11 protein-coding genes are annotated in these 11,062 nt (G+C 65.0%); 6 read left to right on the forward strand and 5 right to left on the reverse strand.

What is annotated here, in order from left to right:
• The first annotated feature begins 34 nt into the window (after nucleotides 1-34).
• Both F757_RS0127950 and F757_RS0127955 read left to right on the forward strand, forming a co-directional pair.
• Nucleotides 35-1,300, forward strand: coding sequence for an acyl-CoA dehydrogenase family protein (locus F757_RS0127950; protein ID WP_027214265.1), 1,266 nt, complete (start codon nucleotides 35-37; stop codon nucleotides 1,298-1,300).
• Nucleotides 1,301-1,388: 88 nt separating this feature from the next.
• On the forward strand, nucleotides 1,389-1,907 hold the full coding sequence (locus tag F757_RS0127955; protein WP_027214266.1) for an SLATT domain-containing protein: 519 nt from the start codon (nucleotides 1,389-1,391) through the stop codon (nucleotides 1,905-1,907).
• Nucleotides 1,908-1,917: 10 nt separating this feature from the next.
• Here the strand turns inward: F757_RS0127955 and F757_RS0127960 are convergent, their stop codons facing one another.
• Nucleotides 1,918-2,619 (reverse strand): YceH family protein, encoded by a 702-nt coding sequence (locus F757_RS0127960; RefSeq protein WP_027214267.1) that lies wholly within the window; start codon nucleotides 2,617-2,619, stop codon nucleotides 1,918-1,920.
• Between the two features lie 456 nt (nucleotides 2,620-3,075).
• Between F757_RS0127960 and F757_RS0127965 the strand changes: the two genes are divergently transcribed.
• Together F757_RS0127965 and F757_RS0127970 are read left to right on the forward strand one after the other, a co-directional pair.
• A complete protein-coding gene (locus F757_RS0127965) occupies nucleotides 3,076-3,645 on the forward strand; it encodes a lipocalin family protein (protein ID WP_027214268.1) in 570 nt (189 codons plus the stop codon).
• Between the two features lie 92 nt (nucleotides 3,646-3,737).
• Nucleotides 3,738-4,016, forward strand: coding sequence for a BON domain-containing protein (locus tag F757_RS0127970; protein ID WP_027214269.1), 279 nt, complete (start codon nucleotides 3,738-3,740; stop codon nucleotides 4,014-4,016).
• Between the two features lie 183 nt (nucleotides 4,017-4,199).
• Here F757_RS0127970 and F757_RS0127975 read toward each other — a convergent pair whose 3' ends face one another.
• Together F757_RS0127975 and F757_RS0127980 are read right to left on the reverse strand one after the other, a co-directional pair.
• Nucleotides 4,200-5,408, reverse strand: coding sequence for an acetate/propionate family kinase (locus tag F757_RS0127975; RefSeq protein ID WP_232221471.1), 1,209 nt, complete (start codon nucleotides 5,406-5,408; stop codon nucleotides 4,200-4,202).
• Nucleotides 5,409-5,420: 12 nt separating this feature from the next.
• On the reverse strand, nucleotides 5,421-7,814 hold the full coding sequence (locus F757_RS0127980; protein WP_027214271.1) for a phosphoketolase family protein: 2,394 nt from the start codon (nucleotides 7,812-7,814) through the stop codon (nucleotides 5,421-5,423).
• Nucleotides 7,815-8,156: 342 nt separating this feature from the next.
• Between F757_RS0127980 and F757_RS36895 the strand changes: the two genes are divergently transcribed.
• Together F757_RS36895 and F757_RS0127990 are read left to right on the forward strand one after the other, a co-directional pair.
• Nucleotides 8,157-8,282, forward strand: coding sequence for a hypothetical protein (locus F757_RS36895; protein ID WP_269661262.1), 126 nt, complete (start codon nucleotides 8,157-8,159; stop codon nucleotides 8,280-8,282).
• Between the two features lie 100 nt (nucleotides 8,283-8,382).
• Nucleotides 8,383-8,913, forward strand: coding sequence for an ankyrin repeat domain-containing protein (locus tag F757_RS0127990; protein ID WP_027214272.1), 531 nt, complete (start codon nucleotides 8,383-8,385; stop codon nucleotides 8,911-8,913).
• Here the strand turns inward: F757_RS0127990 and F757_RS0127995 are convergent.
• Both F757_RS0127995 and gnd read right to left on the reverse strand, forming a co-directional pair.
• Nucleotides 8,910-9,626 (reverse strand): HAD family hydrolase, encoded by a 717-nt coding sequence (locus F757_RS0127995; protein ID WP_027214273.1) that lies wholly within the window; start codon nucleotides 9,624-9,626, stop codon nucleotides 8,910-8,912. The genes F757_RS0127990 and F757_RS0127995 overlap by 4 nt on opposite strands.
• A gap of 45 nt (nucleotides 9,627-9,671) precedes the next feature.
• The gene (gnd, locus tag F757_RS0128000) at nucleotides 9,672-10,709 is read right to left on the reverse strand and encodes a phosphogluconate dehydrogenase (NAD(+)-dependent, decarboxylating) (RefSeq protein WP_027214274.1); all 1,038 of its coding nucleotides are present in this window, start codon (nucleotides 10,707-10,709) and stop codon (nucleotides 9,672-9,674) included.
• Nucleotides 10,710-11,062 lie beyond the last annotated feature (353 nt).

Consider the following 11,062-nt stretch of genomic DNA (forward strand, 5'->3'; position numbering starts at 1 on the left):
CGGATTGCGCATTGCGCGCCTCAATGGAGAACCCATGTCTGCACTTATCTCGCACGACGCTGCGCCGCATGCGGCAGGCATTGCCGACGCCGCGCAGCTTTTCGACGACAGTCCTCTCACGCGCCGTTTCGCGCCTGTCTTTGAGCGCATTGCCCAAGGCGCGGTGCATCGCGAACGGCACCGCGAGCTTGCCTACGCCCCGGTCGAGTGGCTGCGCGAGGCCGGCTATACGAAGCTGCGCGTGCCCGTCGAATACGGCGGCGAAGGCGTCTCGCTCAGCGAGTTCCTCGCCCTCGTCACACGCCTCGGCGAAGCGGACTCGAACCTGCCGCAGATTCTGCGCGTGCACGGCGGTTTTATCGAATCGCTGCTCGAAGATGGCGACGACGCCCTGCGCGAGCGCTGGTTCACGCGCATCGCGCAAGGACAGATAATCGGCGGCGCCGTGGCCGAGCGCACTGCCGTCACGAGCAACAGCGTGCGTCTCACACAAAGCGAAGGCGCGTGGCATCTGCACGGAGAAAAGTACTACACCACCGGCACGCTCTATGCGGACTGGGTGGACGTCGCCGCGCACGATGGACAGAGCGACGTGCGCGTGCTCGTGAGGACGGATGCGCCGGGCCTCGAACGTATCGACGACTGGGACGGCTTCGGTCAGCGCCTGACAGGCAGCGGCACCGCACGCTTCACGCACGTGCCGGTGACGGCCGGGAACGTGTACCGGCGCTACGACGCGTCCGCGCCGCGTCGCAACAGCGTGCTCACCTCGTACTACCAGGCGCTGCACGTAGCGAATCTCGCCGGCATTAGCCGGGCTGCGCTGCGCGACGCGGTCGCGTTCACGCGGGGCAAAACGAGAACCTTCGGTGTCCCAGGCGAATCCAGTCCGCGCGACAATCCGCTCGTGCAACGCGTGATAGGCAGACTGGCAAGCCTCGCCTACTCGACGCAAAGCATCACGGCCTCGCTCGCGCGTGCGATTGACGACGTAGTGGTCGCACGGCAGCAAGGCCGCACGACGGAAGACACTTATTTTCGCCTCGACATTCAGACCTTTCAGGCGCAGCAGATCGTCATCGAGCAGACCTTGCAGGCCGCCACGCTGCTCTTCGAAGCAGGCGGCGCTTCGGCGACCAGCGAAACGCGGCGCTTCGACCGCTACTGGCGCAACGCGCGGGTGCTCGCGTCGCACAACCCGGCCATTATTCGCGAGGCGGCCATCGGCGACTTCTATCTGAATGGCAATCCGCACAACGAGCGCTTCGGCGTGGCGCGCACGGCGGCCGTGGCTGCCTGAATCAGCGGACTGCCGGCCGCGCTTTCATGTGGCACAGTAGCGTCAGTGCACGCGCATCGCGCGCGGCACGCCTGCCCTGACGAGCCCCATGAAAGATCTGCCAGCCTACGAACCGCCGGTCGACGAACAGCAGTTGCTGCTGAAGTGGATCCGCCGCGCACGCGAATCCCAGATGAGTCACTACGATATGGCCGACCTCCTGTCGGCGCGCGACCGTCAGATCGGCTGGCTCGTCACCGTGCTGGCCGCGTTCGTGGGGACGGCCGTGTTCGCCTCGCTGAACTCGAGCGGCGTGTCGTTCCAAATCAGGCTGCTGGTCGGGGTCGTGAGCGTGGTCGCCGCTGTCTCTTCAGCGCTGCAAACCTATCTGCGTTATGCGGAGCGCGCGGAAAAACATCGGACCGCAGGCGCGCGCTACGGCGCGGTGCGGCGGCGGCTCGAAGCGGTGTTTGCGGGCGACGCAGGTGTGCTCGACGGCCACTACCTGAGCGCGATACGGGAAGAGCTGGACCGCCTCGCGCAGGACTCGCCGAATGTGCCGCCGCGCAACTTCTACCGCACGCAGCGTGCGTTATCCACCGATTCGCGGCGCGGCACGGACGCCTGAGCCGTGTCGCTCACCCATCGAGATCGTTCGCATCGATGCCCAGTTCGGCGGCCATGCGCCGCACCACTGCCTGAAGCCGGCTGACTTCGTCGGCGAGTCTTTTCTGCTCGGCTTTCAAGGCCTCGAACGCGGAGAGCGGCACGCTTTCGTCCGCGCTGCCTGCGGACTGCGCGAACTCGCTCGCGCTCACTTCGCCGCACAGCAGATGCATCCACCGATGCTCGCGCTCGCCTGGCGTGCGAGGCAGCCTGACGACGCGCGGCGGTTCGTTGGCGGCGAGTTCATCGAGAAACGCCTCCACTGATGAAATATCGGCAAAGCCATGCAGGCGCGCGCTGTTCAAACGCAATTCCGCGGCCGTCTGCGGGCCGCGTAGCAGCAAGGTGGTGAGCAGCGCCGCGGATTGGCTCGGCAGACCGAGCACGCGGTTCATGTTGTGTTCGAAACGCGGCACGCGGCTGCTGCTGCCTTCCATGACGAGGCTTAGGCGCTTCAGACCGTCGAGCGCCGTCAGCACTTCGGCTTCGGTCGCGTTCATGACCGGCGAGCGGCCGGTCTTCTGATTGCAGCCCAAGGTCAGCGCGTTGAGCGAAAGCGGGTAACTGTCGGGCACGGTGTGCTGCTTTTCGACGAGCACGCCGAGCACGCGCCCCTCGAGTAGGGTCAACGCACGGATGGAGGGGCGCGAGGGAACGTCGGGAGTCGAATTCATGTGATGTAGCGGGCAGGCCGCTGTGGTGGTCAATGAAACGCCTTACCATTGCACAGCGAGGCGGCGGGTTTCTGGTTGTGGGCACTATGATAAACGGCTCGCGCGCTGGCGGCGTGATTCGGGCGAGGCGGCGCCTGCGCCGAACGTGTGTCCGTGCAATGCCTGCACCGCGCGAAGAAGCCCGAGTTATGCGGCGCGCGGGATGACGGACAACGCGACGCCACGCCGCGATGGCAGACCGCGACGGCAGACCGCGATGCCGCACGGCCATGCACAAGCGCGCGGCTACACCGCGACGCCGGACACCTCGCTGCCGCACCGCGATGCCACACCGCGGTGCCGGACACCGCGACGCCGCGCCACGACACCGGACGCCGCGATGCCCGAACACTACGCCGCTAGGCATATTGTCTGCTTGCCTGTCCCCTGTTTGCCGACATGGAGTGTTCGTTACCTATGCGTTCTTCCCGATTAGTGCTGCGCGCAAGCGCTATCTCGCTTGCGGTGGGCGCTGTCTGCCTGCTTGGCGCCTGTGCGCTCAGTCCGGCCGGCAAGAGCGGCAATGCGCGGGTGCCCGAGCCGGCCAAGCCGGTGGACCTCGCGCGCTACCTGGGCCGCTGGTACGAGCTCGCGCGCTATGACAACCGCTTCGAGAAGAACTGCGAGGCCGTGACCGCCGACTACGCCGCTCGCGAAGACGGCCTGATCGACGTTACGAATAGTTGCCGCAAAGGCGGCATCGAGGGACCACTCGACGTCTCCAAAGGGCGGGCGAAGGTCGTGGCGCGTTCGGGCAATGCGAAGCTGAAAGTGTCGTTCTTCGGGCCGTTCTTCTTCGGCGATTACTGGGTGCTCGATCACGCGGATGACTACAGTTGGTCGATAGTCGGCGCACCGGGAGGACGCTACCTGTGGATTCTCACGCGCGAAGCCAAACCGGCCGCCAGCCTGAAAGACGCGTTGATGGAGCGCGTGCGCGCACTCGGCTACGATACTTCGATGCTGCGCATCACACAGCACGGCTAAGACCGCGGCAATACAGTGTGCGGGATTTGTCCGCGTGCTATCGTCGCGGCAGTTCCGCCACCGCTGACGCGCCACTGTTTTATTCAACCGTCATGACCCGTTCGCGCTTTGCCACGCCGCACGATGAAGGCTCCTACGACGCCAACGGCGCGCGTCTGAGCGACGCCGCGATCGCCGCCGAGGCAATGAGGCGTCTCGCATGGGACGCCGCTGTGCCACCGCGCATGGTCGATGTCGACGTGCATGACGGCCGCGTCACCCTTTACGGTGAACTGGAAAGGCTCCCCCAAAAGCTCGCGGCGCTCGAGGACGTGACCCGGCTGTTCGGCGTGAGCGGCGTGTGCGATCGGCTGGTGGTGAAGGCTGACTGAGGGCGGGGCTCGGGTCTGAAGTCCCGGGTCCCGGGTCCCGGGTCCCGGGTTTCGGGTTTCGGGTTTCGGGTCTCGGGTCTCGGGTTTCGGGTCTCGGGTCTCGGGTCTCGGGTCTCGGGTCTCGGGCGTCGAGCCTCTAGCCTCGGCGTCGGACCTGCACCTCGCGCCCGCTGCCAACCTCACTCACTCACGCATCAACGCGCGGCAATGCCTCGCGATCTGTTTCTCTTCTTCCGTATGCAGCACCCTCACCTTGCCCGCCGGGTCGTCTTCATGAAGCCCGAGAAACCCCAGCCCCTCGCAAATCCGTTTGCGCATGCCCGCGCTGTGCTCGCCAATGCCGCCGGTCAACACCAGTAGGTCGATGCCCCCCAGCAAGGCCGCATATCCGCCGATAGTCTTGCGCACCGCGGCCGCGAACGCGTCGAGCGCCAGCGCCGCATGCGCGTCGCCCGCCGCCGCGCGTTGTTCGAGCGCCTGCATGTCGCTTTCGCCATCGGCGTAACCGGCAAGACCGCTGTGGCGGTTGAGCAGCGTTTCGAGCGCATCGGCGTCGAGCTTGTCGACCCGCAGCAGATATAGCAGCACGCCCGGATCGAGGTCGCCGCAGCGCGTGCCCATCGGTACGCCGCCCGTGGGCGTCATGCCCATCGACGTATCGACCGACTTGCCGTCCTGTAACGCGCACACGCTCGAACCGTTGCCCAGATGAGCAAACACGGCGCGCGGCGGCAACGCCGCGCCCAATTGCGTGACGAGCGATTCGTACGAGAGCCCGTGGAATCCATAGCGAATTACACCGGCATCCGCATAGCGCCGCGGCAACGCGAGCTGCGCCGCACGCGGCGGCAGCGTCGCATGAAACGCCGTGTCGAAGCAGGCAAAGTGGACGGCGCCGCCAAAAATCTTTTGCGCTTCGTCGATCAACGCGAGTGCGGGTGGAATATGCAGAGGCGCGAAATGCACCGCATCCGCGAGGCGGCGGCGCACCTCAGGCGTGAGCCGCTGATGCGTCCTCAGATGCGGCCCGCCATGCACGACCCGGTGCCCGACCGCGACCGGTTGCGCATGATGCTGCCCGGCCAGCACTGCGGAGAGCTTCTGCAACGCATCGGTTTGCGACTCGAGCACATGCTCCTCGCGCACCAGCACACGGCCGTCGGGCGCCGAGATCCGCAAGCTGCCGTCGCCGCGGCCGATGCCTCGCGCGCTGCCTTCGAGCAGCAGCGACTCGTCGCCGTCCGCGTGCGCGAACAGGCCAAACTTCAACGACGACGATCCGCTGTTCAACACCAGAATGGTTTGCGCCAAAGCGCCTTGGTGCGCGTCGCTGCGAACGCGTCCGTGCGCGTCGTCGTGAGCGCCTTCGTGCGCGCCGTTGTCCGGATTCATCACACGCCTCGCTCAGTCTGTCCATGTCCAGTTGCGGATCTCTTCCTTGTCGATGCCCTCCGCATGCGCATAGGCGAGATGCTCGATAATCTGCCCGCGCAGCCACTCCTTCGTGTGATCGCCCACACCGCGCAGCTTCGGCACGCGGTCGATCACGTCGATAGCCAGCGAAAAGCGGTCCACCTGGTTGACGATCGCGAGTTCGAGCGGCGTGTTGATGTTGCCCTTCTCGTGATAGCCATGCACATGCAGATTGTCGTGATTAGTGCGGTTATAGGTCAGCTTGTGAACCAGCGACGCATACGAATGGAAATTGAAAATGACCGGCTTGCTGGTGGTGAACAGCGAATCGAAGTCACGGCTCGAAAGTCCATGCGGATGCGCATGCTCCGGCATCAGGCGGAACAGATCCACCACATTGACAAAGCGGATCTTCAGATCCGCAAAGTGCTGCTTGAGAATCTGCACGGCGGCGAGCGCTTCCATGGTCGCGATGTCGCCCGCGCACGCGATCACCACGTCCGGCTCGGCGCCCTGGTCGGTCGACGCCCACTCCCAGATGCCGATGCCCTTGGTGCAATGCGTGACGGCCGACTCCATGTCGAGATACTGCAGATGCGGCTGCTTGTCCGACACGATCACGTTCACATAGTCGCGCGAGCGCAGGCAGTGATCTGCAACGCTCAGCAGGCAGTTCGCGTCGGGTGGCAGATAAATGCGCACCACGTCAGGGCTCTTGTTGGTCACCACGTCGAGAAAACCGGGGTCCTGATGCGTGAACCCGTTGTGGTCCTGACGCCAGACGAGCGACGTGATCAGCAGGTTGATCGACGGCACGGGCTGCCGCCAGCCCAGTTCGCGCTTGGCTTTTTCGAGCCACTTGGCGTGCTGGTTGAACATCGAATCGATCACGTGCACGAAGGCCTCGTAGGTGGCAAAAAGGCCATGCCGCCCGGTCAGCACGTAACCTTCGAACCAGCCTTCCAGCGTGTGTTCGCTCAGCATTTCCATCACACGGCCGTCGGGCGACAGCGCGCCGCCGTCGGCGTCGTTCGGCTGGGAGTCGGCCAGCCAGGTCTTGTCCGAGGCTTCGTAGATGGCGGTGAGCTTGTTGCTCGCCGTCTCGTCGGGCCCGAATACGCGGAAGTTGTTCATGTTCCTGCGCATCACGTCGCGCAAGAACGTGCCGAGCACCTGGGTGGGCGACGTGTACGCAGACGCCGGCTGCTTGACGTCGACCGCATAGTCGCGAAACGCGGGCATATCCAGCATCTTGCACAGCACCCCGCCGTTCGCATGCGGATTCGCGCTGATGCGGCGCGCGCCCTTTGGCGCCAGTTCGCGCAACTCCTCGACAAGCCGCCCGGTTTCGTCGAACAGCGACTCAGGCTCGTAGCTGCGCAGCCACGCCTCGACCAGTGCGAGGCTCGTGGGGTTGGTCGCCGGGTCGGCAATCGGCACCTGGTGGGCGCGCCATGAGCCTTCCACCTTGTGGCCGTCCACTTCCTTGGGGCCGGTCCAGCCTTTCGGCGAACGCAGCACGATCATCGGCCAGCGCGGGCGCGTGGCGTCGTTGTTTGCGCGTGCATGCTGCTGGATCGCCCGGATTTCGCCGATGCATTGTTCGAGCGTGGCCGCCATCTGCTGATGCATCGACTCCGGTTCGTCGCCTTCGACGAAATACGGTTTGTGGCCGTAACCGGTGAGAAGCGCCTCGAGTTCCTCACGCGGAATGCGCGCCAGCACCGTGGGGTTGGCGATCTTGTAGCCGTTCAGATGCAGCACCGGCAGCACGGCGCCGTCGCGTACCGGGTTGAGGAACTTGTTCGAATGCCACGAGGTGGCGAGCGGACCCGTTTCGGCCTCGCCGTCGCCGATCATCACCGCGACGATCAGGTCCGGGTTGTCGAAAGCCGCGCCATAGCCGTGCGACAGGCTGTAGCCGAGTTCGCCGCCTTCGTGAATGGAGCCCGGCGTTTCCGGCGTGCAGTGCGACCCAATGCCGCCCGGAAACGAAAACTGCCGGAAAAAGCGCCGCATGCCGGCTTCGTCCTGGCTGCGGTCCGGGTAGATCTCCGAGTAATGCCCTTCGAGATAGCAGTTTGCGAGCGTGGCGGGAGCGCCGTGTCCGGGGCCCGACACGTAGATCACGTTGAGGTCGAGCTTGTTGATGAGCCGGTTCAGATGCACGAGCAGGAAACTCTGCCCAGGGTCCGAGCCCCAATGTCCCAACAGGCGATTCTTGATGTGCTCGGGCGCAAGCGGCTCGCGCAGCAACGGGTTGTCTCGCAGGTAGATCATGCCGGCGGACAGGTAGTTGCACGCGCGCCAGTAGCGATCCATGTTGCGCAGCGTATCGGGGTCCAGCGTTTGCGGCGGGGTGGGACGGGAGACTGCTTCAGCCATGGCGTCACTCCTCGTAAGGACTGTCAGGCAGGTTGGCGGGCGTTGCGAAGCTTTGCCGAAGAGCGTCATGCACAGGACATGACGGGCGTGTGGAGCGAAGCACTCGATGCAGCGGCTCGTGCCGTTAAGCATCGGTCGTCAGCCGTGTGACCGGATGCGTACATCATGGTTCGTGAAAAGCCGGCGCAAAGGTTGATCGTGCTCAAAGTCGCTGGAGCCGCGAACCTCGAGCCGCGTTGCAAGTCCTGCGCCAGGCAGAGTGCACAGTTCCGGCGAAACGCTTAAGCTGTGCAACGGGGCTACCGGTATCGTGTTGCTCGTCCTTAACCATACACATTCATCATGCCGACATCCAACCGTCTGAAAGCACCGCTCGTTCTTCTTCTCACGCTGGTTGTGCTGTGCGCGGGCGTGGCCGTGCTGGTCGGCGTGTTCGGCCTGCTGGTGAAGCTGTTCGGCCACCTCTGAAACCTGTGAGCCGGCACGCACAGCGCGCCGGCGGCCCAAACTGTGTATGCTGCCGGTGTTCACGCGCGAAGCCGCGCAGCATTCCTGCAAGGAGCTTTCATTGACGAATCCGGCCGACTCCTCTTCGCCTTCCGGTCAACCTGTCGACCCGCAACTGATCGAGCTCGCGCAGCAGGTGTTCGATCTCGCGCGCCGTGGCGACGCCGCGATGCTCGCCGCCGTGATCGAAAAAGGCGTGCCGCCGAATTTGCGTAACGACAACGGCGACAGTCTGCTAATGCTCGCAAGCTATCACGGACACGTGGACGCGGTGCGTACGCTGCTCGAACGCGGCGCCGACCCGGACCTGCGCAACAACAACGGCCAGACGCCGCTTGCAGGCGCGGCGTTCAAGGGCTTCGAGGGCGTGGTGCAGACCCTGCTCGCGAATGGCGCTGACGTGGAAGGCGCTTCGCCGGACGGCCGCACCGCGCTAATGGTGGCGGCCATGTTCAACCGCACCGCCATCATGGACCTGCTGATCGCGCACGGCGCGAATCCGGACGCGCGCGATGCGGCCGGCGTGAGCGCGCTGGACGCCGCGCGCAGAATGGGCGCCGCCGACGCACAGGCGAAGCTGGGCAACACCTAGGTCTTGCCGGCCAGCAGGGTCTTTACATCGAGCTGGGCAAGATCGCCGATCCGCTCGATGGTCACGTCCGCCCGCGGATTGCCCAGTATCTCCTTGGGGTCCAGCGCATAATGACCCTGGCGCGGAAATACCGTGGTGAGCCTGCCGCCCCAGGCTTTCTTCATGGCGGTGAGAATGCGCAGTTTGTCGTCGACCATCACATAGTGGCGCGCCGGGTAGCATTCCATCACCTGGTCGAGCATCAGTTCCTTGTGAATGTAGATCAGCACCCGGCCCTCGACCTCCTCCCACAAGCCCGAACGCGCAATCTTGCGCGGCTGGAAAACCACGTCCCCGTCCGACAGGATCACCGTGGGTCCGTACTGGCCGACGTGGCGCAACGCATCGAGCGCGCCGGGATAGAGCCGGTTCGCAAACGGATAGTCGATCAGGAATGACGACATCAGCAACAGCCGCGTGTCCCGCGGATGTTCCGTGCGGTAGCGCTGCAGCGCGCCGAGATAGTCCGCGTAGCCGAGTTCGCTGCGCAACTGTTCGAAGATTTCCCAGTAGCGCGTGCTGTTGTCGGTGCCGAACTCGCGCATCATATGGGCGCGCAGGTCCGACAGCACGTGATCGTTGTCGAGCAAGGTGTTGTCGCAATCGAACAGGAACACGACCTCGTGCGGCGCGGTTCTCGCGGCCGTGCTGGTGGTGGCTTGTGCGGCTGGCATGTGCGGCTCCGGTGGATTGTGCTGTTGCGGCGAACTGGCAAACGCTCAGCCTTGCGGACTTTGCGGCGGCTCGGCGGGTTTCTCGAGGTGGCCGCCGAAGTCATGGCGCATGGCGGACAGCACGCGGTTTGCGAAGTCCGCTTCGCCGCGCGAACTGAAACGCGCGAAGAGCGCGGCGCTGAGCACCGGTGCCGGCACGCCTTCGTCGATGGCCGCCGCCATTGTCCAGCGCCCTTCGCCGGAATCGGACACGCGGCCCGCGTAGCGTTGCAAATCGGCGTCGCCCGCGAGCGTTCCTGCGATCAGGTCGAGCAGCCACGAGCCGATCACGCTGCCGCGCCGCCATACCTCGGCGATATCGGCCAGATTCAGATCGTATTGATAAAACTCGGGGCGGCGCAGCGGCGACGTTTCGGCGTCCGCCTCGCGTGCGTGCTTGCCGGCGTCGGCGTGACGCAGAATGTTGAGGCCCTCGGCATACGCGGCCATCAGACCGTACTCTATGCCGTTGTGGACCATCTTGACGAAGTGCCCCGCGCCGAGCGGACCGCAATGCAGAAAGCCCTGCTCCGCCGTACTGCTGCCGGGCATGCGCCCTGGCGTGGCAGGCGCGGCGGCTGCGCCCGGCGCGAGCGTCGCAAAGATCGGCTCGAGCCGCGCCACCACCTGCGCTTCGCCGCCGATCATCAGGCAATAGCCGCGCTCGCGGCCCGCCACGCCGCCGCTCGTGCCGACATCCACGTAATGCAGCTGGCGCGCGGCGAGCTCGGCGCCGCGGCGAATGTCGTCGTGATAATAGGAATTGCCGCCGTCTATCACGATGTCGCCCGGATCGAGCAGCGGCACCAGCTTTTCCAGCGTGCCGTCGACCACTGCGGCGGGCACCATCAGCCACACGGCGCGCGGCTTGTCGAGCCTCGCCACCAGGTCTTCCAGCGACGACGCGCCGCTTACGCCTTCCTGCACGAGCCGCTCGACGGCGGCAGGCTGCACGTCGTAGACAATGCACTGCTGAGCGCCCTGCGTAAGGCGCCGCACCATGTCGGCCCCCATGCGTCCCAATCCGATCATGCCTAGCTGCATTTCACCGCTCCCGAAAGTGCCTTGCAATGCTGCGTGGTTTTAGTCAGATGCCGATGTGGCGGCTGTTTGCCTGTTGCGTTGTTCGCCTGTTGCGTTGTTCGCCTGTTGCGTTGTTCGCCTGTTGCGTGTTCGTCCGCTGCGTGTTCGTCCGCTGCGTGTTCGTCCGCTGCGTGTTCGTCCGCTGCGTGTTCGTCCGCTGCGTGTTTGCTTGTGGCAGTTGTTTGCTTATGCCAGTTCTTTGCTTGTTGCGTTGTCTGCGAGACGTGAATCCGGTGCGCACGCGGCATGGCCTGATCGACCCTGTCCCAGCGCCAGTGCTCCGGCTACGATACGCCTCATTGCAGAGGTTGTGA

The sequence above is a fragment of the Burkholderia sp. WSM2232 genome, from assembly GCF_000472545.1.
Taxonomy (GTDB): domain Bacteria; phylum Pseudomonadota; class Gammaproteobacteria; order Burkholderiales; family Burkholderiaceae; genus Paraburkholderia.